Here is a 23,980-nt window from a genome sequence, read left to right on the forward strand (position 1 = left end):
TAGGAGGAAAAAAGATGAGAGTATTAGTATCTTGTGCAAATGGATCAGGAACAAGTTTGATGATGATGCGGAGTGTTGAAAAAGCTTTGAAGTCTGAAGGGATCACGATCACCTCTATCCACCACTGCGCGATTTCTGAAGGCAAAAGCACCGCCAAGAATTACGATGTGGTCTTTACGCCAATGAACTTTGTCAATATGTTCGATAAAGCAAAAGAAAAGGGCGTAACAGTGATCGGGGTCAGAAATGTGATGTCTCCAAAAGAAATCATTGAGCGGGTCAGAGAAGCGGGTCTTTCAAAGGAGTAGTCAGCGTAACAGGATGTGGCAAAACAAAAAGGTTGGTCAAACAAAAGAGAGGGGAATTTCATGAGCAGACCAAAACTACAGATTGCTTGCGATCACTCCGATTTAGCTAGTGCACTGGCAGATATCAAAAAAGTCGGCGATGTGGTTGATATTATTGAAGCAGGGACTATTTTATTGTTGCAAGAAGGAGAACAGGTATTACGCTGTTTCCGAGCAATGTATCCGGAGAAGTTGATCGTAGCAGACACAAAATGTGCCGATGCCGGTGGGACGGTCGCCAAAAACTGCCAGCAAGCTGGCGCGGATTATATGACCGTGATTTGTGCAGCAACGATCCCAACAATGAAGGCAGCGGCAAAAGAAATTGCTGAGATCCAAGTAGAATTATATGGTGACTGGACCTACCAGCAAGCACAGCAGTGGCTAGATGCCGGCATCTCACAAGCTATCTATCATCAAAGTCGTGACGCACTGTTAGCTGGTGAAACATGGGGAGAAAAAGATTTAACGAAAGTCCGTAAATTGATCGATATGGGGTTTCGAGTGTCAGTCACGGGAGGATTGAGCGTCGAGACGTTGGCTCTGTTTGCTGGCATTGATGTGTATACCTTTATCACAGGACGAGGCATCACTGCAGCTGACGATCCGCAACAAGCAGCAGTTGATTTCAAGCAAGAGATTTTACGGATTTGGGGGTAGTTTTCCATGAGTTTGATCGGTCTATATGAAAAAGCAACACCCAAAACCCTCTCTTGGTCGGAACGATTGCAGTTTGTCAAAGACCGAGGCTTCGATTTCATTGAAATGTCCATTGATGAAACCGATGAACGCTTGGCACGCTTAGAGTGGGACCAAGAGCAACGCAAAGAGATCGTCGAGGCAATCTATGCCTCGGGGATCAAAATCTTGTCTTTATGTCTCAGTGGACATCGGCGGTTTCCCTTTGGTTCGATCGATGAAAAAAAGCGCAAGCACGCGATGCATCTGATGGAAAAAGCCATTGACCTGGCTTCAGATTTGGGTATTCGCTGCATCCAATTAGCCGGATACGACGTGTACTATGAGGAAAAAAGTCTTTGTAGCCGAGAATGGTTCATTGCCAATCTAAAAGAAGCGGTCGCTAGGGCGTCTGAAAAGGGTGTCGTTTTGTCACTAGAGATCATGGATGATCCGTTTCTAAATTCTATCTCAAAGTATTTACGGATCAAGGAGCAGATCCCTTCGCCCTATCTACAAGTCTATCCAGATGTCGGGAACCTATCGGCCTGGCCAGAAAATGATGTCGGTTATGAATTAGAAAAAGGCATTTGCGAGATAACCCAGATTCATTTGAAAGATACATTGGCGGTTTCAGATAAGTTTCGAGGAAAGTTTAAAGAAGTACCGTTTGGCACTGGGTGTGTTGATTTTGATGGCTGCTTACGCACGCTGAAGCGGTTGAATTATAACGGTTCTTTTGTCATCGAGATGTGGAGTGAGACGAGCGCTGACCCGATTGCGGAAATCGAACAAGCCAAAGCATTTTTATTACCAAAACTAAAGGAGGTCGGTTACCTTGATCAATCAGCTTCAATTGATGAAAGAGCGAGTCTATCAAGCCAATAAGAGACTGCCTGAGGAAGGACTAGTAAAGCTAACTTGGGGAAATGTCAGTGAGATCGATCGAGATTTAGGGATCATCGTCATTAAACCCAGCGGTGTTGATTATCAGACGATGACGGTTGATTCAATGGTAGTTTGCGACTTAGCGGGAACGCCGAAAGAGGCGAAGGCGTTGAAGCCTTCCTCGGATATCAAAACCCATGCGCTATTGTATAAGCACTTCGAAGGCGTCAAGGCGATCGTCCATACGCATTCGACAAATGCGGTAAAATGGGCGCAAGCACAGCGAGACATTCCTGCATATGGAACGACGCATGCGGATACTTTTTATGGTAGTGTCCCTTGCACACGACCGTTACGGGCCTCTGAGGTAACGGCAGACTATGAAAAAGAAACTGGCAAAGTCATTGTCGAGACGTTTGAAAAGCGGGGATTAGATCCACTTGCATGCCCAGCTGTCCTCACAGCGGGACACGGTCCCTTTACTTGGGGGCAATCTGCGGAACAAGCGGTCAGCAATAGTATTGTTTTAGAAGAGGTCGCAGAAATGGCATTAGGTACCGAAGCTTTGACCTTGGATCGAACACCGATCGCTGATTATTTGCTGGATAAACATTATTTCCGCAAGCATGGCGAACATGCTTATTATGGACAAGGATAACGGAAAAGCAGCCATTCCTAGCGATCAAGGAACGGCTGCTTTTCTATTCGTTTTCTTCAGCGAGTGTTTTCACATAAAAGCGATCCATCGTGGTATGCTGTGCTGCCAATAGTGGCTGGCACAATGCGCGATAGCCGGCTTTTTGATAGACATGCAAGGCTGCTTCTAGAGAATGATGGGATTCTAAATAGAGTTGCCGATAACCTAGTTCATCAGCTTTGGCCTCGATCTTCGCCAGCAAGGGATAGCTGAGGCGCTGCCCTTTGGCAGCATCACTGAGATAAAATTTTTGCAGCTCGGCGATTTTCCCTTCTGAATCATAAGCGGCAAGACCACCGCCGCCTAAAAGGATACCCGATTCATCGGTGACGACAAAATAATGGCGGCTAGCAGGATCTGCTGCATAAAATTCACTTAAGTGGTCTAACTCGGGATCAAAATAGGCAGTTCCTGGAACCGCCAACTGGTGGTCGGTCAAGCTTTTGCGAATGATAGCAGCTAATGGCGCATCATCTTGAGATTGGATCGGACGAAATATCGGCTTCATGCAGTTCCTCCTTAACGTAAAAGTAAATGAATAGCTATAGTGTACCACAAGCATCGAGGTAGTGTTTAGTGATGATAAGAAAAGCCATCCTCGCAATGGCGCACCTCTTTAATAAAAAAACGCCCCTCGTTGCCAGGCTCCTAATGTAAAAAGGAGGATGGCGAAACGAGGGGGCGGTTTTTGTGTTAGTCATGGAAGCAGTAATTAGAGCGTTTCACCATTAGAGGCGATTACTTGCTGGTACCACGCAAAGGAATCTTTTTTCAAACGATTCAAGGTTCCTTTGCCGGTATTGTCTTTGTCGACATAGATCATGCCATAGCGTTTCTCCATTTCGCCGCTGCCGAAGCTGACGATATCAATGATCCCCCAAGGCGTATAACCTAATAGCGGTACACCATCTTCAACCACCGCTTTTTCCATCTGTTCGATATGCTCTTTCAGGTAAGTGATGCGGTAGTCATCATGGACTTGCTGTTCATTGGTTAATTGATCGTAAGCACCAAAGCCATTTTCTACGATAAATAGCGGCAAGTCATAGCGTTGATAGATCGTATTTAACACATAGCGCAACCCGACTGGATCGATAGGCCAGCCCCAATCAGAAGCACTGATATAAGGATTACTCACGATTTTTGCTCCCGGGATATCCTCAGTTGGTGTGCCAGCCACTTCATCAAGGGTTGAGATCGTTCCTGACATGTAATAGCTGAACCCAATATAATCAACGGTTCCTGCTTTTAATAGCGCTTGTTCCTCGGGCGTGATCTCAATCGTGATGCCTTTTTTTGCCCAATATTTTTGCACATAGGTTGGGATCTTGCCTCGTACGTGGACGTCGCTGTAAAAATAGCGCCGTTCATTGGCTTTGACGGATGCCATCAAATCAGCTGGCGCACAAGAGTAGGGGTAGACCGGGACATAGGCCATCATACAACCAATCTGAAACTCTGGATTGATTTTTTTGCCTTCGATCACGGCTGCCGCGCTGGCAATCAACTCATTGACGCCCGCTTGAAAGACGAGTGCTTCTTTTTGACTGTCATCCTCGATGATCATGGCAGAATTGGTCCAAACGTGCAGCGGCTCTTGCCCATCTGCTTGATTATTGATCTCATTGAAAGTCATCCAATACGTCACTTTGTCATGATACCGTTGAAAAACAGTCTTAGCGAATTTGACAAAGAGGGGAATCACTTCTTTGTTAGCAAACCCACCAAATTCTTCATAGAGGGCATAAGGCATTTCAAAGTGAGACAAAGTGATGACGGGTTCGATGCCATTTGCCTGCAATTCGTCGAAAAGATCATCGTAGTATTGGAGACCGGCTTCATTTGGTTCTTCTTCTGTTCCAGTTGGATAGATCCGGCTCCAAGAAATCGATGTCCGTAGACATTTCAAGCCCAGTTCTTTGAATAACTGGATATCTTCTTTGTAACGGTGATAAAAGTCAATGGCTTCATGGTTCGGGTAATATTCCCCTTCAATGACTCCTTTGGTGATTTTACGGGGAATACCGTTGCCACCGGCCGTCATGACATCGGCGGTACTCATTCCACGGCCAGCAACATTCCAAGCGCCTTCCGCTTGATGGGCAGCGATCGCGCCGCCCCATAAAAAATCTTTCGGCATTTTTGCGGACATAAATTTCATTCCTCCTCGACTCATTCGTTTGCTTATAATTCTACTTTCTGGGAACGGTTAGAGGCGATCACGAAAGGCAAATAGATCAAGACCGAAATCGCAAGACAAACGACACCGACAACCGCAGCGATCGCATTTCCTCCAGTTCCTAAAAAGAGATTAATGATTCCTGGGGTCGTCCATGGTACCCCAATCGCTGGGGTCGGCATGATCGGCCAGACAACAGTGACAAAATAACCCACCAAAATATTGACCATTGGTGTCAAAATAAACGGAATGATCATGATTGGATTCAAGACGATCGGTAGACCGAAGATCATCGGTTCATTGATTTGGAAAATTCCTGGAACTAAGGACATCTTAGCGATCTCACGTTGTTCTGGACGTTTTGAAGCGATGAAGATCGCAATGATCAAGCCCAATGTCATACCAGTTCCGCCCATATTTGCGAACATATCATTTAAAACGCCCCAGGTTTCTTTGTAAGGAACGTCCCACAAGGAGCCGCCCTGGTTGATAAAGTCTAGGTTAGCTAGATCTTGTTCGGTAAAAATCGCTGAACGAACCGCATTCAATGTGTTTGGTCCATGGATCCCGATCGCAAACAACGTGGTTTGCAAGAATGCCAAGATCAAGACACCGACGACATTGCCCCCCAGATCCCGCAATGGACTTTGGATCCCGTTGTAAATCAGTTCATTGATGCCTTCCGGTGCAATCATTAAAACTAAGAAATTGATCAAAGCAGTGACTGCCACGATGATCACGATCGGAATCATGCCAGAAAAGGAACGGGAAACAGCTGGTGGTACCATTTCAGGCATTTTGATCTGCAATCGTTTGACCTTGAAAAGCTTGGGTAAGAATTCACCGACCAAACAAGCCACGATCATAGCTACGAACAACCCTTGGGCGCCTAAATATTGTGTAGAGATCACATTGACATCATCTACTGCAAACGAGGTCGGGTACAAGATCATAAAGGCAGCGACACTTGTCAAACCAACTAACGTAGCATCTGCTTGGAAATGCTTGGCTAAAAGTTGGGCAACAAGAAACGCAATGAATAAACTCATGATGTTGATGGTCCCGTTCGCCACGGAAGCTAGAACTTGCTGGGCGCTTTCCAGATTAGGAAAAAGCCGATTCAGTTGAAATAATTGCACGATGAAACTTTCATTGGAAAATAAAATATTGTTGACCAAAATAACGAGAGAAGAAGCGATGGTCAGTGGGAAAATCAGCATGAATGCATCCCGGATCGCTGCTACGTGGCGTTGATTGTTCAACTTTGTTGCGATTGGTACCAACGAGCGGTCTAACAGGTCATTGAATTTTTGCATAATAATAACACCTTTCCTTAATTGATGCCATCATTATAGCGAATGAGAGCGGCTAAAAGTAAGCGGATACGGATTCCGTACATATCTCTCAAGAAATGAAAAAAATTCCGCATCCGGAACACAGTGTTACAAAAAAAGATGGTTCAGTAAACTGAACCATCAAGGGTTGGAACGATAATCTTGTAAATAGCCGATCAGTGTTTCTAAAATCGCTACTGAAGGCAATTGACTAGTCAAATCAAGAAAGATGTCTTTGCGTTCCTCTTTGATCGCATACTCGATCGAATAATCGCACAGGCGTGCCAACGTACTTTCCCGATTGGGGGTAATGCAATATTTTTGCACGATCGCTTGATTGTCTAAACCGGTAATGACTTCGATCAGTTCTTTGGTTTCACCAGAGACACTCAGAAAAACCAAAACATTTTTTTGATCTTTTCGCAAAAAGCTTTTGATTGGGTAGGTCAGCTCATCAATGCTGATACTAAAGTAACCGAGACTGGCTAGCTTGCGGGCAACGTATTGCGCGATCGCACCGGATGCCCCCATCCCCATAAATAAGATCAAATCGGCATCCCGCATCGCTTCGGCAAGTTTTCGTATTTGGTATTCCGCATCAGGGTGGAAGATCTGCATATTCAAGCCTTTGATGCGCGCTTCTAAACCTAAGTGTTCAGGATGCGCGTCAAAATGGGCTTTTTCTAAATGATTTTTGATATAGAAGCGAAATTCTGGAAACGACTGAAAGCCGACTTTTTGAATAAAACGAAAGACCGAAGTCGAAGAGACATGAGCATCATCGGCAATGTCGCGCACACGCATATACGGGATCTTTTCTAAGTGATTGACGATAAAACGGTAGATTTCTTGTTCTACCGCAGAGAGCTTGTTCAAGTTTAATTGTTCAAAAAGCGCCATGCTGGTTCCTCGCTGTCCTAGATAATCAATTTACACCAGTATAGCATATCCGAACTTTTAACGGTGCAGCTGTTGGTGGATCTGATAGACTGCGCCGATCAAGCCGGCATCGTTTTTTAGCTTCGCTGGACGAACAGGCGCGATGGTTTGTCCGCGCAAATAATTGATCGCTTCATGCCGTGTTTCCGTGATCGTCAAGCGAGCCTGCAGGCGTTCCCAGAAATAAGGATTGGCACTGATGCCGCCGCCGATCAATACCAATTCTGGGTCAAAACAGCTAATCAAATTGATCAACCCTACAGACAAATCCGTTAGAAATTGGTCCGTCAGCTTCAACGCCAATGCTTCGCCTTGCTGCGCGCGGTCAAAAATCTCTTTGGCGTCTTGGGTGGGTTCAAAGCCAGGAACTGCTGCGCCAGATAAATTGTAGAGGCGAATCAAGCCGCCCACGACGGCAGTTTTTTTATTGATGGAACTTTCCTCGATATTGCCTTCTTCTGGCAGCTGATCGATCACCATCCAACCAAATTCACCAGCCATGCCATGAGCACCTCGGTAGACTTGATTATTGATTACAATCCCACCGCCTACACCAGTGCCTAGGACAAGACACAAATAGTTGGCTACCTCTTGCGCATTCCCGATCCATTTTTCAGCAATCGCTGCTGCATTGGCATCATTTTCCACCGCCACAGGCAATCCTGTACGCGCTTCCAAGACTGCTTTAAAATTTTCACCATATAACGATTTGATAGCGCCAGCCGTTAACATAAACCCGTCTTTTTGAACGATCCCTGGGGCACTGATCCCAATGCCATCAATCGTGTGGCGGCTCTGGGCATCTTCGATGATCGTGAGTAGATCCTGATAAAACTGGGCTGGCTCATAGCTAGTGGGGATCGCTGATTTTTCAAGGATCACTCCGGTTTCATCTAAAACCCCATATTTAATACTTGTTCCGCCAATATCAAATCCTACGTACATTCTTCTTCCTCACCTTTCAAAACATTGTTGCCTTAAGTGTACCATCTGGCAGGAGGAATTTTTTTCTTTTTTCAGCTATTTTTTGACAGCCGTTTCCGCTGCATCCAAATAAAACAAAATGTCACTTTTGCCTTCCTGATTGGTTCCTTTGTACACCTCCGTATCCAGGCCTCCGATACGAAAGCCTGCTCGCAAGTAAAACAGACAGGCAGAAGGATTATTGTCCTGCGCTTGTGTATAGATGCCGCGATAGTCTTTGGCAAGGGCCGCTTTCAGTGCCTGTTGGATCAACAGTTGACCGATTCCTTGCTTGCGGTAGTCTGTGTTGACCTTTAAGTCATAGAGGTACAGATACTTGAAAAAAGCGTCTTGAACGATCGCTAAGCCGATGCATTTTCCATCATCATAAGCACCGATAAACAGACTGTTTCGGCTCATTTCATCATAGCAATAATTTTCATCTGGGAAACGCATCGTCTGAATGTCTTCAGGTGCAAATTTACAGATCGTGTACTGCCAGTTGCCCTCATTATAAGACGGCAGCATTTTCCCCCATAAGGAGAAGGGTTCGTTTTTCAAGCGGATATCAGCTTGGTGTTCTTGATCGATCAGTTTGATTTCTAGCATGGGACACCTCGGTTTTCTATAGTTTTCAATCATGAGTATTTAAAAGTAAGTTGTTGCAGTTTAGTTTACTACAAAGAATGAAAAATCACGATACTTATTAAACAGTCTGGTCTTCCTGTGAGAAGGGACGTTTTTGTAGGAGTAACTTAGTTGTTTGTCTATACATTTAGGTGGAAAAAGCAGAAAATATTCTATTGATACCTTAGTCACAATGACCGACGGAAAAATACGTCTTAAGTTTGATTATATTTATCGCTTGTTTTTTTATACTGAAGGTAGATAGAAAAAACGGAGGACAATCACTTGAAAAAAGCAATTAGTATGATCCTGCTCGTGTTAACGATCGGGACCGTCACATTGGTTACATGGTCTTATTTTACGAAAGATGATTCCAGCGAACTGGTTCAGCTGGTGGATCGTTTCAATCCTTTCGTACCGGAGAAAAAGGTTTATGTCAAAACATCCAATGAGTATGGCGTGCCGCAAGAACATGATGCCTATGAATATACGCAAGAAGGAATCAATGAAGATGGACAAAAAATAAAAATCACGTTTTGGGCACCACAAAAATTAAAAGAAAATGCCTACCTAGAGCTTGATGCAAAGGGCAAACATGTGGAGTCGTATCAAGAGGTGACCGAGCAAGATCTCCCTGACGCTATCAAAGACGAGTTGGTTACGACCCATTGATCATCGAGCCTGCTTGAAGAAACGGACAGAAAGTCATTTCCCACATGTTGGGAGATGGCTTTTTTTAGTACCTTCACCTAAAGAAAAGTTCGCCAAGATTTGATTTGGGTGAAAAAGATTAGAGGATGATAGAATTTTCAGAAAAAATAGATAATTTTTTCAATTCTTAGTTGCAATAGCAGAAACGTCTGGTATTCTCTATGAGGTAGTTAAAAAAAATCATTCATATAATTAAAAATAGCAACAGTGAGAGAATCACTGTGTATGAAGGATCAACGGTTTTCGAGGAGGAACGTATGACAGAAAAAAATCAATTAAAAAAACAGATGAAAACCAGGCACATCACTATGTTGGCACTAGGTGGCGCAATCGGTGCCGGCCTATTCAAAGGCAGTGGGGAAGCGATCCAGTTAGCGGGGCCTGCGGTCTTGCTAGCGTTTATTTTTTGTGGGCTGATCTTATTTGTCGTCATGACAGGACTGGGACAGTTGGTTTTATCTGACCAAAAACAACATGGCCTTTCGGGCTTAGTCCAGCCGTATCTTGGCTTGCATACAGCTGATTTCATTGATTGGATCTACTGGTCAATGTGGATGATCAACATCATCGCCGAAGCAGTTGCTGCCGCAAGCTTTTTGCAGCTGTGGTTTCCCAATATTCCAGCTTGGATCTTTGTTTTGATTTTGGCACTACTCACGACCATCATCAATTTGTTTTCGGTCCGCTTGTTTGCAGAAACGGAATACTGGCTTTCGTGGGCCAAAATCAGTGTGGTGATTGTGCTGATCTTGGTGGGTCTCTATCTGGTTGCCACGCAAGTCTTTGATCTGGGCTTTTTACCGACGATGAGACAAATGACAGACTATGGTGGTTTTGCCCCTCACGGTCTCAAAGGATTTATCAATTCTTTATTGGTCGTAATCTATTCTTATGGCGGTTCTGAGTTAGTAGCCATCACGATTAGTGAAGCAGAAAATCCAAAAAAAGCGATCCCTCAAGCAATCAAAGGAGTAATGACTCGGATTGCCGCTTTTTACATCATTCCCATGTTTCTTTTACTGATCATTTATCCGTGGAATCAATTAGCAGATCCAAATGTCAGTCCCTTTGTAATGGTGTTTCAAAAAATCCATGTGCCTTTTGCTTCCGACATCGTTAATTTAGTGATCATTTTGGCCTTGTTTTCCTCCATCAATTCTGGGGTCTATGCTTCTTCAAGAACGTTGTTTTTCCGGTTAAGCAACAATGGCCAGAAAAAAAGCCGCTTCACGATGCTGAATAAAAACAGCGTGCCCCAACGAGCGATCATGTTTTGCAGCGGTACTTTATATCTTGGAGTCGTTCTTTCTTACTTTTTAGGCGACAAACTCTTCAATTATCTGGCAGGCTCCCTGTCGTATACTGTATTACTGATTTGGTTGTTGATCAGTGTGGCGGCGTTTGTTTTGGTACGCAAGCAGAAGAAAATGGGCTATACGATTTTTTTGGGTGGGGCGATCCTTGCGTTGCTTTTGCTGTTTGCCGGAATCTTGATCACTAACCCATTAGCGGTTACAGGTTTCACCGCATTGCTGTATACGATCATTTTTCTTAGTTTTTATTGGAACCATCGAAAAATAGGGGACACCAGTGGAAAAAGTTGAAGAACCCTCCCTTAAGGCATAAACTGATGGAGAAGGAACAGCCCGCTTGGCTATTTTTTCGCTTCTCAGGAACATGGCTAAAAATAAAGTAAAGGAGAATACGAAAATGGTTAATTTTTGGACATTGATTTTCGGCACCCTCAGCTGGGTTGTGGTGGAAAGTCTGCTTTACAATCCGATGCATAAGTGGGGCAAGTTTTGGGCGAAAGAATCAGGAATGGTAGAGAAGATGGACGGTCAGCAGATGACGACCGGTGACATGCTCTTTACCTTTGGCGGCACGATTGTTGGTGGGATTCTCTTATCGGCAGCGACCTATCAAGTCGTCTATTGGTTTGCCACATTCGATCATGATGGTTGGCTGATGACCTCCTTGCAAGTCGCTTGCTTATTGTGGCTAGGGGTGTATGGGGTCGCCACCTTCGTGATGGCTGTTTACTCGGGACAGTCCCGTAAATTAGTTGGGCTGCACCTTGTGAATGGGTTTCTAGGAGTGATCGTTTTAGGGCTTGTTGTCGGACTAATTGGACAATAGGCAGCGATCATATCCCAGCGAGAACGTTCAAAGATCTCAACGAATCAATCCTAAAGAAAGCCGATCTTGTCTCGACAAGGTTGGTTTTTTTGCGCGTGAAATTAATCTCACTATAAAAAAAAGCTATAAAAGCAAATTTTTTATGCTATACTGAAAATAACTAAATTTGACAGGAAACACAAACCCACGGGTTTGCGAAAAATCATGAAAGAAGGAAACTTAGGGAAAACGAGGAGGGGAAAAATGAAAACGAAAAGCAAGTTAGGTAGAAGAATGTTTGCTACCGTTTGTTTGGCGGTGCTATTTTTTTTGGCAAGCTGCAGCCGCGCAGGGGTTGACTCTGCAGCTGCAAATCAAGTATTGACCAATAGCAACAGTCATCAACAATATGCTTTGTATCTATTTGAAGATGGAAGGATCACTGTCAATAAAACGCTGAGTTTTTTGGTCGATCCGAATCAGGAACCTGCGGACTTGGTAGAAGAACAAGAGGCGCAATTAGTGCAGATCAACGAAACACTGCAAGCAGAGTTTCCCAAAAGCAAAGCACTGACTGCGGCAGACATCGGCACTATGCACACCTTTGAAGTGACAAATGCCCAAGTGATCATTGATCAAGAGAAAAAGGAAGTGCGCATGACTGGCGATGATTTTGAGAAAGTATTCAAAATGGTGGACAACAATGACAAGCGTCTGATCGATGATGAACAAAACGAGTACGAGTTTTCTTACGATGAGAAATAGCAAGTGATAAAAAAGCAGCTGCCTCCGACGAGACAACCACTTTAGACTGCAGACAAACCTTAGACAAAAATGAGGTTTATTTTTTTTCGTTGCAAAATATTAGTGACTATTACGGAAAACATTTTGCGCAAGGAGTAAGTCCGCGACTTTGCGCTTCTGCTAAAGTGGCAGGCGTGTAGGTACCGTTGCCGCATTTTCTCGTATGATATTTCGAACCTGTTGGTGTAACGAGGACCGACGTTTGGGCTTGATTGCTAGCAGCGACTGGCTGACTTTGTTCTGGCACAGCGGCGGCTGCCTGCCGTTCTTCCTCCGCCTTGGCTTGAGCGGCTGCTTGTTCGTTGGCAGCGATCGTTTGCGCCACTGTTTTTGTTCGAGTAGCTAATTCCTCATCGGGGGTCTTGAGACGAGCGACAGCATCTTCTGCACGAGCAAGGGTATCTTTTGTCGGCTCCGCCTCTGCCGCTTCCACCGCTTGGACAGCTTCTGCAACGAGTGCTTCTGCTTCTTTCTCAGAAATCTTAGTTTCTACAGTGGATAACCGACTTTCAAACGTTTCCTTGTTCAACACTGCTTGTGCGACCAATTCTTTTGCCTGATCGAAATCCTTGCGCTCAAGAGAAGCTTCAGCGGTATCAAGGGCTTTGCCGATGGCAAGGTGTTCTTCAACTACAGCTAGCCGGGTAGCAAAATTTTCGTAGGTTTTACTTAAAGCATGAATCAGCGTCACGGCTTCGTCATAATTCTTTTGGTTTGGCTGGGTTTCGGCAAGCGCCAGTGCCGTCTCAGCTTTTTCCAGTGCTGCTTGTTCTTGTCTTTCAGCTTGTAAATTCGCTAGAAATGCGCGAGAAGGTTTGACGGTGACGACTTCTTCTTTGGCGCTTCCACCCATTGAGGCTTGGAGAGTAAATTCCTGTTCCTCTTCATCTTCAAGTTGCACGGTGTAAGAAAATGTTTCGTCCGCCAGCGAAACCTCCACCCCGTTGATCGTCAGTTGCGCTTCTGGGTTGGTTTGACCCGTAATCGCCGCTTCGCCTTGTTCGTTGGTAACCAGTTCTGCTTCATCTACGTGAAGCTCCGGTGTTGCTGCTGGAGTCATTAGTGCTCCGCCAATCAATAAGAGAAAACCACCCATAAAAATAACGATTTTGTTGCGAAGCGACTTTTTCTTGATCAAACTAAGAACAAAAAAGATTCCGCTTACAACCATTGTCAAAAAACCAACAACAAAAATAAATATCCCCATACTTTTTTTCCATTTCCTTTCTTGTGAATAATTTAATTATAACATTTTTCCTAACTTATCCGCCATTAATAACCGGCTAGCAAGGGTTGCTGAACGTATGGAGGGAGTTCAACTAGCAAACCAATAGATTTTTATCAATAATAAATAGATTTACGGAAATTTTTATTATAAAATGATGTAGAAAGAGTTGTTTTTCGTTTGTATTTGCTTTTTTTGCTAAACAGCTCTTGGTCCTAATACACGTATTTACTTCATTACTAAAAAAGACGCTTTGAACAAACGGATGAAATCGAGCAAATACCTGCAAACAAGCGGCTTTCCCCAAATAACACCATAAAAAAGACATTCCCCCTCATGTGCAACTAAGCCACTTCATTGATAAGAAAATCAGTATGTGCAAAAGGAGTAGCAATGAAAATCACACAAATCCAATGTCCCAGCTGCTTGGGTCAGTTAACCGTTGACTGGGAGACAGGAAAAGCAGTCTGCCAGTATTGCTTAACTAAGTCAGTCCTACAGTCGCCGCCAAAACAAACGCAAGAAGCTTCGAATGAACAGGCTCCCGTAGTTTTTCAAAAAGTCAAAGAAGGGTTTTATTCGTTTGCCTTTAATGAAGACGAGGTAGCAAATGCCTTGAAAAAATGGCTGATCCAACAGGAATCAGTTCCTGAGGACATTATCGTTCATCTTGAAGTCAGCGAGGTAAAACGATATTTTATTCCGATTTATGAATTTCAGGTGACCTATACGATGCACTGGGAGGGGGCCTTTGGCTACGATACCCATTCCATTGCATGGGCAGGCTCGCATACGACCACGTGGGAAAAGAAGCGAGGCGACCATTCAGGTGAGACGGTTATATTTTATCAATGCGGCAGTTCGGAGGTGATCGAACAAGAAATTCCTCAGAGCTTTGAGGTCAATGATGAAATGAAAAGAAAACCGCACTTTAATACCGATCAAAAGGAATTTCAACAGCTAGTCTCAGCACATGCTATTCATGTTTTTCCCTTTGATATTGAGCAAGAGCAGGCGCTCTTTGGTTCTGAAAAACAAGCGGAATTGAGAGCTCATGCGAATGCGGTGATCCAGAAGAAAGAATCTGCCGATCATCTAAAAGAGCTGCACCTAAATCTTTCCCTGATCAGCTGTGCTACAGAAGAGCTCTACTTTCCCCTGTATATGGGCACCTTCAAGTACCAAGAGCAATCCTTTGAATTTGCGATCGACGGCAAAGATCCTGACCGAATGAAGCTGCCGATTATCCCACAGTGCCAAGCTACCTATCAAACGGTTGCGAATTTTTCAAAAGCTCGTAAGGTTTTTGGCTGGTCCTCCGTACTCTTTTTTACGTTAGGTGTGATCCTGATGATCTTGGCGCTATTCATTTCTGAATGGCTTCCTCTAGGAAGAGTATTTAGGGCTGTCATAGGGGGGATTGTCATGAGTTCCCTGCCAACTGCAGTTTATTGGGTAGTATCGGGGATAGTGTTGCACTTTCTAAAAGAACAGTACCTCAAAACAGTCCAAAAATTTAGAGATGAGCTCCAAAGAGAATTATTAGGTAAGAAAACTGGGACAGCTTTTTTAGCAAACTACGAGAAGCGTGGAAAGCATCTTGCAAGAATGAGGAAATTTTATGAATGGCTCGATACGCTCGCTTATGTGGTCGTGGTCGTTATCCTTATTTGGAACATTCTTCGGTTTCTTTGATAAACCATCTTGTTGAAAAGAAAAAACGATTCATAAAAAAGGAGAAAAAATGAAAATCACCCAAATCCAATGTCCCAGCTGTCTGGGACGTCTAGAAGTTGATTGGGACTCAGGGAAAGCAGTCTGTCAGTATTGTTTAAATGAGCTGTTGATCAAACCGGAACAAAAAAACCAGGAACAAACAAAACAAGTCGTCTCGCTTAAAGAGTTGCCACACATTCAAGGGACTGTCAAAGAAGGGTTTTATCCGTTTGCCTATGATGAAAAGGCATGTGAAGCGGCGTTAAAAAATAAACTAGCATGGCAAGAGACCATCTCGGAAAGTATCTTTTTTGAGCTAGAGATGGTTCATCTAAAACGTGTATTTATCCCGATGTATTACTTTCAAATTGCTTATGATGCTCAAGTGAGAGGGAGCTATGTCCACGAGGAACAGCAGAGGGGGAGTGGGCGCATTACTGCCGATATTTCTTTACATAACAGCGGGAACACAACAATTTTCAATGAATATTTCCCTACGGATACCCAAAAAGAAGCGGATTACAGTATCAATGGTAAGCTGCCGCTGCATCTTCAAAAAGGAGCCGCCTATTGCACGGATATGCAGCAGTTTTCGGCACTTAGCCAAGGCGCTCAGGTGCTGCCCTTTGATATTTCCAGAGAAGCGGCACTCTCTGATACCCATCTAATGGAAGTCTTTGAAGCAAAAGCCAAAGACCATTTGGTGGGAGCAGATGTTGCCAATGAGGTTCAACTGACTCTTTTTCCGAAACAATGTGATACGGAAAAACTGTATTTTCCTTATTACATTGGCGAATTCAAATACGGAAACCAAACCTATTCTTTCGTGGCTGATGGCACCGATGCTGAACGTCTCTTTCCAACCCAGCTTCCTGAATGTGAACAGCTGGTGCAAGTGAAGAAAAGTTTTTCGAAGACCAGTAGTGTCCTTTGGCAATTCTGCTATACCTTCTTTTCATTCGGAATAATTTCCGGGACCCTTTTAAATTTTATTTTTGGTGGATTTTTAATGCCTGCCGTTTCCTTTAGTTTGATTGGCACATCGATCGTGCTTTTTGTCATTTGGCTAGTAGTTTCATTTTTTTTGATTACACAAAAAATCAACTTCTTTACAGAACATAAAAAGTTTAAAAAGGATCTGAATCAAGCACTCAGTCAGCCACAGGCAGATCAAATAGCTATTTTGCAGACATTTGAAGCCCGAAGAAAGAAACTCGTCCGAAAAACAGTATTTTACAGCAGTCTGGAAAACATGGCGTATGAATTTGCCTTGATTCTCTTCTTAGCAATATTGGTTTGGTATTTCGATTTTTATGGCTTATCTCTTCTAGTGCTGCTGGCGTTTGTCAGCTGGAATACGATCCGTATTTTTACAACGAATAGCTCTGATCGATGCATCAAAACGAAAGGATGATCTCGTGGATATCATTCCCATTCAATGTCCCCATTGTTTAGGGGAACTAGAAGTAAACTGGGGTGTCGGCACGGCAGTCTGTCTGTATTGCCGCGGCAAAATGGTCATCAAATTGCCCTTTGACCACGCCAAAATTGCCCAGTCCAGTCCCCTGACGGACAAACAGCTTGCGCTGACCCAGCTGACGGCTCTCTTGAAGAAAATCAGTTTGTCGTCTGCTGCTCTTAGGGAAGACGCACCATCAGCCGGCGTTTTCGTTGGACAAGAGCAGCCAAAACCAACGTCAAGAAACCAGGTGTCTCCGATTCAAAGGGCGCCCATCCATCAGCGCAACCAGCGACAAAATCGTTTGACTGCCTTTTTTCAAAAACAAAATTTTTTGTTCTATTTTTCTGGAGAAAGACAAGTGCTACCAAGGCAATGGCAAAGACAAGTCCTCGCTAGTTTTCAAGTGCCTGAAACGGAGACCCCTCTTGCGTTGCTAACGTCAAAGATGACTGGCAAGAAAGCGAATGCGGGACTGCTTTTTGGCGTTGAACGAGTGTATTTGTGCACGTACGAAAAGAAAGAAAAACGAATAGTCAGTTTTTCCTGGATTGTTTGGAAAAACCTCGGTTTTGAGGTCCAGCATAAAATGTTTAGTAGCTTTTTGGTGATTCAACAGGAATATCGTGTTCCTCTTCAAGCATTGGGCTTTGCGACCCAATCATTTTTGCAAGAATTACAGCAGTTGTTGCAAGAGTGGGAGACTGGCTAGTGCTGAGTATCGATGAAATCAAATAGGGAATCAATTTATTGGTCAAAAAAACAAAGAGAGCGTCGCAAACAGCGGCGCTCTCTTTCACTTCATGTGGTTTCCAACTCAGCATCGTTGGTCCCTGTTAAATACTCGGCTTCATCGTTTAAAAGACTGGCCGTCGTTCGCAGCGTGTCGTAAGAATGCAAAACGGCAGCGAGACTTTTTTGCGAATCACTGATTTTCATAGTCGTCGACTCGGTACTATCTAACACGACTAAGGCTTGTTGGTTGATGGCTTGCATGGTTGCGGCAATGGTTTGGGTCAACTGCTTGGTCTGTTCGGCTAATTTTTGCATTTCATCGGCAACTACCCGAAAGCCAGCTGCTTGTTCGCCGATCCGTGCTGTTTCGATGGAAGCGTTGAAGGATAGCAGTTTGGTTTGTTGTGCAATGCGGTCGATGTCATGCAGCACCGCTGTCACCTGTTGGCTATCCATTTCTAAGGCATGGGTCGTTGCTTGATTTTGATCAGACAGCCGTTTGACTTGCGCCAAGTTTTCTGACAAATGATCGACTTGCTGATGCCCGTTGGCAGAAAGTCGTGTCAGGGAAGCAGCACTTTCTTGCACTTTTTTGATAGTGACCGCTAAGGCTTGTTCTCTTTGGGTAATGTCAAAAGCGATTTTGACGACGTTGACGACTTCTTGCTGCTCATCGAGGACGGGGAAGTAGATCCCTTCTAAAATCAGTTTTTCTCCTTGTTTGTTTTTTCGGATGATTTTGTCTTGAAACCGTTGCTTTGAGTACAGCAGTTGATTCCAAAAAGCTTGGTAATCCGTACTGGCAGCATAATGGTCAAAACAAAAGGTCCGATGCGGCAAGCCAATGATTTCTTCTTGGCTGTACCCTAGGATATCAGTCATGTTGGCATTGGCGAAAACAACTTCTTTTTGCGGATCAAAGACTATGACAGCGAGTTCTTGAAAAATAGCAGCGAGCAGACGGTTATTTTGTGTTTCATCTAATGTGAATTTCATACGTACTTACCTACGCCTTTCAGTTTTTTGGGAAGTTTACACAGCGAGTGTCTTACAGTTATCGGTCATGAAGGCAAGGCAGTTAAGAGTGCAAAAACCACCTTTTTTGTCGAACAAAATGCTTGGAAACAGAAGAAAGCAAGATTCTTTGCATCAGAATGACTTGGTGGTACCCTTAAGATCAACACGAACGATTTCAAACAAAAGGAGAGAATCGTATGACAGATAGAATTTCGTTGGAAAAAGCAGCCGTTGAATTTAGTGAGGCAAATGCACCGCACCCACGGATCTATGAATTACCGCCAGAAGAAGGGCGCGCACTATTGGAACAAGTCCAAGAGTCACCCGTCAATAAATTGGCGGTTGAGATAGAAGATCAGACCGTAGATACAGGCGAATGGGGGACCATCAATGTTCGTTTTGTTCGTCCTGAAGGAAATCATGCGATTCTCCCTGTCATTTATTATCTCCATGGCGCGGGCTGGGTCTTCGGCAGTGCCGCGACTCATGATAAATTGATCCGTGAATTGGCGGTACGAACCAACTCGATCGTCATTTTTCCTGAATATAGTCGTTCACCAGAAGCAAAATACCCAACGGCGATCGAACAAAATTATGCGGTCTTGCAGCAATTACCGGGATTTGTCGATGTCAAAGGCTTAGACCTTAGCCGTTTGACCGTGGCTGGTGATTCCGTAGGTGGGAACATGGCGACCGTTATGACCTTGTTGACGAAAGCCCGTGGCGGCATTCCGATCGCACAGCAATTATTGTTCTATCCTGTGACAGATGCCCGCTTTGATACGCCTTCGTATGAAGCATTCGGTGAAAATTATTTTCTGACCAAAGAAGGGATGCAATGGTTCTGGGATCAATACACGACGGATGAAACACAGCGGGATCAAATGACCGCTTCTCCACTACGCGCGACCAAAGAGGAGTTAGCCGATCTGCCGCCAGCGTTGATCATTACAGGCGAAGCAGATGTCTTGCGGGATGAAGGGGAAGCCTATGCGCAGCATTTACGAGCAGCTGGCGTGGAAGTCACCCAAGCACGGATGCAAGGGATCATCCATGATTTTGTGATGGTCAATGCGATGGATCAGACCCAAGCCGCACGAGCGGCCATGACACTGGCTGTCGGATGGCTGACGGAAAAAAATGTCCCCGCAGAATAAGAAACCGACGAAAGCAGCTTCTTTTTTTGCGGTGTTCTGATACAGACAAGGATGTATGGAGTGGAGCGATCCACTCCTTTTTTTGTCGGAAAAATTGAAAGACGTACACCTGCAGTCTGAAGCAGATGCAAACGCTCTCTAAAAAATCACGCTTTTATAATACAGATTTTAATAAGTGTTTTTCGTTGATAAATAAATAAAAAGTGCTATTATATGTATTGTGATTAATACAGTTTTTGAAAAGAGGTAATACAGTGAGTGCAAGAGGATCAGAAATCATTGTTGAAAGTTTAGAAAATCATCGGGTGCCTTATATCTTTGGGATTCCCGGTGCAAAAATCGATGGCGTGTTTGACGTGTTGAGTGATCGGGGACCAGAGTTGATCTTGGCACGACATGAACAAAACGCGGCCTTTATGGCACAAGCAATCGGTCGCCTGACAGGAGAGCCAGGAGTCGTCATTGCAACAAGTGGACCAGGAGCCAGTAATTTAGCGACTGGGTTGGTCACGGCAACTGCCGAAGGTGATCCCGTCTTGGCACTAGCAGGCCAAGTGAAGCGTTCTGACCTTTCAAAATTGACCCACCAAAGCATGAATAATGCGGCGTTGTTTGCGCCGATCACGAAATTCAGCAGTGAAGTCCAAGATCCTGAAACCCTTTCTGAAAGTATTGCCAACGCCTTTCGCATCGCAAAAACAGCGAAAAAAGGGGCGAGCTTTTTATCCATTCCTCAAGATGTGACAGACGGAACCGTTCAAGGGGCAGCGATCAAACCTCTATCTTCGCCTAAATTAGGCAGTGCCGATGCAGAAGATATCCAGGCACTCGTCGATCGGATCAAAGAAGCCAAACTGCCTGTCTTACTCTTAGGGATGCGGGCTTCAGGCGTGAAAGAAACACAAGCGATTCGTCAGTTAGTTGCAAAAACTGGGTTGCCTGTCGTAGAGACCTTCCAAGGTGCTGGAATCATTTCTCGTGAATTAGAAGAGCATTTCTTTGGCCGCGTCGGCTTATTCCGCAATCAGCCTGGTGATATGTTGTTGAAACGCAGCGACTTAGTGATTGCTGTAGGGTACGACCCGATCGAATACGAAGCCCGCAACTGGAATGCGGAAAAAGATGCCCGCGTGATCGTTATCGATGAAGTACCGATGGAGATCGATCCATTTATGCAGCCAGAAGTTGAACTGATGGGCAGTATCGCGAAAATTATTGAACAACTATCAAAAGCCATCGATCAGTATCACTTGAGCGAAGACGCCCAAAACTATTTAACGACGCTGCAAACCAAACTCAATGAAAAACCAGCGGATGTCGAAGGCAGTAACAATACCTTGCATCCCTTGGAAATCATCGATGCTTTGCAACAAGAAGTGACCGACGATATGACGGTAACGGTGGATGTCGGCAGCCATTACATTTGGATGGCCCGTCATTTCCGTAGTTATGAGCCACGGCATCTGCTCTTTAGTAATGGCATGCAGACCTTAGGAGTCGCTTTGCCATGGGCGATCGCTGCAGCGCTCGTGCGACCAAATACTCAAGTGATCTCTGTATCTGGCGATGGCGGCTTCTTGTTTTCTGCCCAAGAGTTAGAAACAGCTGTCCGTTTGAAACAAAACATCATTCACTTGATTTGGAATGACGGTACCTACAATATGGTGAAATTCCAAGAAGAAATGAAATATGATCGTGCTTCTGGGGTTGATTTTGGACCCGTTGATTTCGTAAAATATGCCGAAGCGTTTGGTGCCAAAGGCCTACGGGCAACCACTAAACAAGAATTGATGGCAGCCATCGAAGAAGGCTTTGCAACGGATGGTCCAGTGATCATTGATATCCCTGTGGATTATTCAGACAATGCCGATCTGGGCAAAACGATCCTACCTGATCAATTTTATTAAGACCAAAGGAGCAGCAAGATGAAAGTGAAAAACAAAAGTTATTTATATCAGCATGGCACCCTAGGTGGGTTGATGCAGGATTTAATGGATGGCACGGAGCAAATCGGCAAAATGCTTGAATATGGCAATTTTGGGATCGGTACGTTGGCTGGTTCCAATGGTGAAGTGATTATTTTAGATGGTGAAATCTACCATGTAGACGAGTCGGGCAAGGTACAAGTGCTCCAAGGAAATGAAGGAACCCCCTATGCGGCAGTCGTTGATTTTTCTGCGGCGAAGCACCTGCAGGTCAGCCAAGAAATGACCGATGAAGAAGTGAAAAACCACGTCCTGACAGAAGTCAGCCCGAATTTGTTTTCCGCTGTCAAGATTCATGGGGTATTTACCAAGATGCACGTCCGCGTTGCCCCAAAGCAAGAAAAACCGTACCCAAAATTCATTGAGATCATCCAGCATCAGCCGGAATTTCAAGCAGAAGATATCAGCGGCACGATCGTTGGGTTCTTTACCCCGTTGTTGTTCCACGGTGCTGCGGCTGCTGGTTTCCATCTGCATTTTATTAGTGATGATCGGACATTTGCTGGACATGTCTTAGACTTTGAAGTGGCAGCTGGTGAAGTCGAATTGATGGAACTAGCCGAATTTCGTCAGCATTTTCCTATCGACAACCAAGACTACTTGCAGCGGGAGATCGATGTCGCAAAAATCGCCAAAGATATTGAAGCTGCCGAATAAGCAGCAGGCAGCAAAAATAATTGATCGCCAGTAGAGTGGTCTCGGATCGAATGGAACGCAAAAAAGCAGTGAAGCCAACGCTTCGCTGCTTTTTTGTGCTTTCTTCTATTCATGCGGATTGCTGCAAAACCTGGATGCTTCGATAGAAAAGCTGGAAAATAGTCAAAAATCTGAAATAATTCCTACTTATAAGCAAATAAATTGATATATTTTAAGAATAATGATAATTTTTGTACTAATTAGAAGTATTTTGTTGAGAGTAATTGCACTTGACTGATTTTATAGAGAAAAGAGGAAAGATATGAAAAAAAAGTTGACGACTGCGCAAGGAGCCAGTGTAGCGGATAACCAGAATTCTTTGACAGCGGGGCGCCGTGGCCCAGTGTTGATTCAAGATGTCCATTTGCTAGAAAAACTGGCACATTTTAATCGTGAGCGGATTCCCGAACGGGTCGTTCATGCGAAAGGTGCGGGGGCTCATGGGGTCTTCCGAGTAACAAACGACGTAACGATGTACACGAAAGCGGCGTTTCTTTCAGCCATCGGGAAAGAAACGGAGATGTTTATTCGCTTTTCAACGGTTGCCGGAGAACTAGGGTCTGCGGATACGTTGCGCGATCCTCGGGGGTTTGCGGTTAAATTTTACACGGAAGCGGGGAATTATGATCTCGTGGGCAATAATACCCCGATTTTCTTTATTCGTGATCCGTTGAAGTTTCCTGATTTTATCCATACCCAAAAAAGAGACCCGCGAACGCACTTGAAAAATCCAGAGGCGGTATGGGATTTTTGGTCCCATTCACCGGAATCCCTCCATCAAGTCAGCCTGTTGATGGGGGATCGGGGCTTACCGGCAACCTTTCGTCATATGCATGGGTATGGGAGCCATACATTCGCTTGGCTCAACGCAGAGGGAGAACGCTTTTGGGTGAAATATCATTTTCGGACGGATCAAGGCATTATGAACATGAGTGCGGCACTCGCAGCAGAACTTGCGGGAAGCAATCCTGATTATCATATTGAAGATCTATATAAAGCGATTGAGGCAAAGGAGTATCCTTCTTGGACACTCTATGTTCAAATCATTCCCTTTGAAGAAGGTTGGTCAGCTGCCGTCAATCTTTTTGATGTGACCAAAACAGTCTCACAAAAAGACTATCCGCTCATTGAAGTGGGACGAATGACTTTGAATCGCAATCCAGAGAACTATTTCAACGAAGTCGAGCAAGTCACTTTTTCACCGGGCAATATCGTTCCAGGGATTGATTTTTCTCCGGACAAACTATTGCAAGGTCGGCTGTTTGCTTACGGTGATGCGCATCGTTATCGAGTTGGACCCAACAGCAGCCAGTTGCCGATCAATGCGCCAAAAGCGCCTGTCCATAATCACCAACAGGACGGTTTCATGAATACCAAAACGAATTCTTCAGGGATCAATTATGAACCGAACAGTTTCGATGGCATCAAAGAAAACCCGCATGCCAAGGGCATCCACTATTCGTTAGAAGGAGAGATCGGTTCCTTTGATTACGATGAAGACTATTATAGCCAAGCAGGTGATTTTTATCGTTTGCTCTCAGAAGAAGAACGAACACGTTTAATTCAAACGATTGCGGGAAGTTTGGGACAGGTTCAAAATCAACAGATCAAAGAACGGCAGGTCATGCATTTTTACCGTGCGGACCCAGAATACGGCAGACGAATCGCTGAAGCGATCGATGTGAACATTTAAGAAAGGAGGAAA

At 44.5% G+C, this 23,980-nt stretch carries 23 protein-coding genes; 15 read left to right on the forward strand and 8 right to left on the reverse strand.

From position 1 onward, the window contains the following. The first annotated feature begins 14 nt into the window (after nucleotides 1–14). The 4 genes from IGJ74_RS00840 to araD are packed head-to-tail and all read left to right on the forward strand — an operon-like array spanning nucleotide 15 to nucleotide 2,571. Complete coding sequence (locus IGJ74_RS00840; protein ID WP_008376531.1) at nucleotides 15–308, forward strand: PTS sugar transporter subunit IIB; 294 nt, start codon at nucleotides 15–17, stop codon at nucleotides 306–308. Between the two features lie 60 nt (nucleotides 309–368). After that, nucleotides 369–1,007: a 3-keto-L-gulonate-6-phosphate decarboxylase UlaD gene (locus tag IGJ74_RS00845; protein ID WP_034872090.1), complete on the forward strand. Its 639-nt coding sequence runs from the start codon at nucleotides 369–371 to the stop codon at nucleotides 1,005–1,007. Nucleotides 1,008–1,013: 6 nt separating this feature from the next. After that, on the forward strand, nucleotides 1,014–1,913 hold the full coding sequence (locus tag IGJ74_RS00850; RefSeq protein WP_010748565.1) for an L-ribulose-5-phosphate 3-epimerase: 900 nt from the start codon (nucleotides 1,014–1,016) through the stop codon (nucleotides 1,911–1,913). Continuing rightward, nucleotides 1,885–2,571: an L-ribulose-5-phosphate 4-epimerase AraD gene (gene araD, locus IGJ74_RS00855; protein WP_016609058.1), complete on the forward strand. Its 687-nt coding sequence runs from the start codon at nucleotides 1,885–1,887 to the stop codon at nucleotides 2,569–2,571. The genes IGJ74_RS00850 and araD overlap by 29 nt, the downstream gene beginning before the upstream one ends. Before the next feature lie 43 nt (nucleotides 2,572–2,614). Here araD and IGJ74_RS00860 read toward each other — a convergent pair whose 3' ends face one another. The 6 genes from IGJ74_RS00860 to IGJ74_RS00885 all read right to left on the reverse strand — a co-directional run bounded on the left by IGJ74_RS00860 (nucleotide 2,615) and on the right by IGJ74_RS00885 (nucleotide 8,634). Beyond that, complete coding sequence (locus tag IGJ74_RS00860) at nucleotides 2,615–3,118, reverse strand: GNAT family N-acetyltransferase (protein ID WP_218192988.1); 504 nt, start codon at nucleotides 3,116–3,118, stop codon at nucleotides 2,615–2,617. A 204-nt stretch (nucleotides 3,119–3,322) separates the two neighbouring features. Next, nucleotides 3,323–4,762 carry a 6-phospho-beta-glucosidase gene (locus IGJ74_RS00865; protein WP_034872089.1) on the reverse strand — a complete coding sequence of 480 codons (1,440 nt, stop codon included), beginning with the start codon at nucleotides 4,760–4,762 and terminating at the stop codon, nucleotides 3,323–3,325. Nucleotides 4,763–4,794: 32 nt separating this feature from the next. After that, nucleotides 4,795–6,105, reverse strand: coding sequence for a PTS sugar transporter subunit IIC (locus tag IGJ74_RS00870; protein ID WP_008376519.1), 1,311 nt, complete (start codon nucleotides 6,103–6,105; stop codon nucleotides 4,795–4,797). Nucleotides 6,106–6,264: 159 nt separating this feature from the next. Continuing rightward, the gene (locus IGJ74_RS00875; RefSeq protein ID WP_005232695.1) at nucleotides 6,265–7,023 is read right to left on the reverse strand and encodes a MurR/RpiR family transcriptional regulator; all 759 of its coding nucleotides are present in this window, start codon (nucleotides 7,021–7,023) and stop codon (nucleotides 6,265–6,267) included. Between the two features lie 57 nt (nucleotides 7,024–7,080). Continuing rightward, nucleotides 7,081–8,007, reverse strand: a complete 927-nt coding sequence (locus IGJ74_RS00880; RefSeq protein WP_005232693.1) for an ROK family protein — start codon at nucleotides 8,005–8,007, stop codon at nucleotides 7,081–7,083. 75 nt (nucleotides 8,008–8,082) lie between these two features. Beyond that, nucleotides 8,083–8,634: a GNAT family N-acetyltransferase gene (locus IGJ74_RS00885; protein WP_005232691.1), complete on the reverse strand. Its 552-nt coding sequence runs from the start codon at nucleotides 8,632–8,634 to the stop codon at nucleotides 8,083–8,085. A gap of 321 nt (nucleotides 8,635–8,955) precedes the next feature. Here IGJ74_RS00885 and IGJ74_RS00890 point away from each other — a divergent pair, with 321 nt between their 5' ends. The 4 genes from IGJ74_RS00890 (at nucleotide 8,956) to IGJ74_RS00905 (ending at nucleotide 12,246) form a co-directional block, all read left to right on the forward strand. Then, a complete protein-coding gene (locus IGJ74_RS00890; protein ID WP_016611572.1) occupies nucleotides 8,956–9,324 on the forward strand; it encodes a YxeA family protein in 369 nt (122 codons plus the stop codon). Nucleotides 9,325–9,620: 296 nt separating this feature from the next. Then, a complete protein-coding gene (locus IGJ74_RS00895) occupies nucleotides 9,621–10,967 on the forward strand; it encodes an amino acid permease (protein ID WP_008376509.1) in 1,347 nt (448 codons plus the stop codon). A 106-nt stretch (nucleotides 10,968–11,073) separates the two neighbouring features. Beyond that, on the forward strand, nucleotides 11,074–11,502 hold the full coding sequence (locus IGJ74_RS00900) for a DUF1761 domain-containing protein (protein WP_144330760.1): 429 nt from the start codon (nucleotides 11,074–11,076) through the stop codon (nucleotides 11,500–11,502). A 243-nt stretch (nucleotides 11,503–11,745) separates the two neighbouring features. Beyond that, complete coding sequence (locus IGJ74_RS00905; RefSeq protein WP_008376504.1) at nucleotides 11,746–12,246, forward strand: hypothetical protein; 501 nt, start codon at nucleotides 11,746–11,748, stop codon at nucleotides 12,244–12,246. A 109-nt stretch (nucleotides 12,247–12,355) separates the two neighbouring features. On the opposite strand, the gene IGJ74_RS00910 is transcribed toward IGJ74_RS00905, so the two are convergent. Continuing rightward, on the reverse strand, nucleotides 12,356–13,492 hold the full coding sequence (locus tag IGJ74_RS00910) for a hypothetical protein (RefSeq protein ID WP_008376502.1): 1,137 nt from the start codon (nucleotides 13,490–13,492) through the stop codon (nucleotides 12,356–12,358). A 411-nt stretch (nucleotides 13,493–13,903) separates the two neighbouring features. Between IGJ74_RS00910 and IGJ74_RS00915 the strand changes: the two genes are divergently transcribed. From IGJ74_RS00915 to IGJ74_RS00925, 3 genes are read left to right on the forward strand one after another with little or no spacing between them, the layout of a single operon-like run. Continuing rightward, nucleotides 13,904–15,205, forward strand: a complete 1,302-nt coding sequence (locus IGJ74_RS00915; protein WP_008376499.1) for a hypothetical protein — start codon at nucleotides 13,904–13,906, stop codon at nucleotides 15,203–15,205. 49 nt (nucleotides 15,206–15,254) lie between these two features. Then, on the forward strand, nucleotides 15,255–16,640 hold the full coding sequence (locus IGJ74_RS00920) for a hypothetical protein (RefSeq protein ID WP_016619560.1): 1,386 nt from the start codon (nucleotides 15,255–15,257) through the stop codon (nucleotides 16,638–16,640). 4 nt (nucleotides 16,641–16,644) lie between these two features. After that, nucleotides 16,645–17,397, forward strand: a complete 753-nt coding sequence (locus IGJ74_RS00925; RefSeq protein ID WP_042890147.1) for a hypothetical protein — start codon at nucleotides 16,645–16,647, stop codon at nucleotides 17,395–17,397. A gap of 89 nt (nucleotides 17,398–17,486) precedes the next feature. Here IGJ74_RS00925 and IGJ74_RS00930 read toward each other — a convergent pair whose 3' ends face one another. Beyond that, nucleotides 17,487–18,416, reverse strand: coding sequence for a methyl-accepting chemotaxis protein (locus IGJ74_RS00930; protein WP_142437300.1), 930 nt, complete (start codon nucleotides 18,414–18,416; stop codon nucleotides 17,487–17,489). 218 nt (nucleotides 18,417–18,634) lie between these two features. Between IGJ74_RS00930 and IGJ74_RS00935 the strand changes: the two genes are divergently transcribed. The 4 genes from IGJ74_RS00935 to IGJ74_RS00950 all read left to right on the forward strand — a co-directional run bounded on the left by IGJ74_RS00935 (nucleotide 18,635) and on the right by IGJ74_RS00950 (nucleotide 23,968). Continuing rightward, a complete protein-coding gene (locus IGJ74_RS00935) occupies nucleotides 18,635–19,594 on the forward strand; it encodes an alpha/beta hydrolase (RefSeq protein ID WP_015508776.1) in 960 nt (319 codons plus the stop codon). Between the two features lie 254 nt (nucleotides 19,595–19,848). Next, nucleotides 19,849–21,501: an acetolactate synthase AlsS gene (gene alsS / locus IGJ74_RS00940; protein WP_081116132.1), complete on the forward strand. Its 1,653-nt coding sequence runs from the start codon at nucleotides 19,849–19,851 to the stop codon at nucleotides 21,499–21,501. A gap of 18 nt (nucleotides 21,502–21,519) precedes the next feature. Next, the gene (gene budA / locus IGJ74_RS00945; protein ID WP_005232672.1) at nucleotides 21,520–22,236 is read left to right on the forward strand and encodes an acetolactate decarboxylase; all 717 of its coding nucleotides are present in this window, start codon (nucleotides 21,520–21,522) and stop codon (nucleotides 22,234–22,236) included. A gap of 301 nt (nucleotides 22,237–22,537) precedes the next feature. Then, on the forward strand, nucleotides 22,538–23,968 hold the full coding sequence (locus IGJ74_RS00950; protein ID WP_005232671.1) for a catalase: 1,431 nt from the start codon (nucleotides 22,538–22,540) through the stop codon (nucleotides 23,966–23,968). Nucleotides 23,969–23,980 lie beyond the last annotated feature (12 nt).

The sequence above is a fragment of the Enterococcus sp. AZ009 genome (genome assembly GCF_050548785.1).
Classification (GTDB): Bacteria; Bacillota; Bacilli; order Lactobacillales; family Enterococcaceae; genus Enterococcus_D; species Enterococcus_D entomosocium.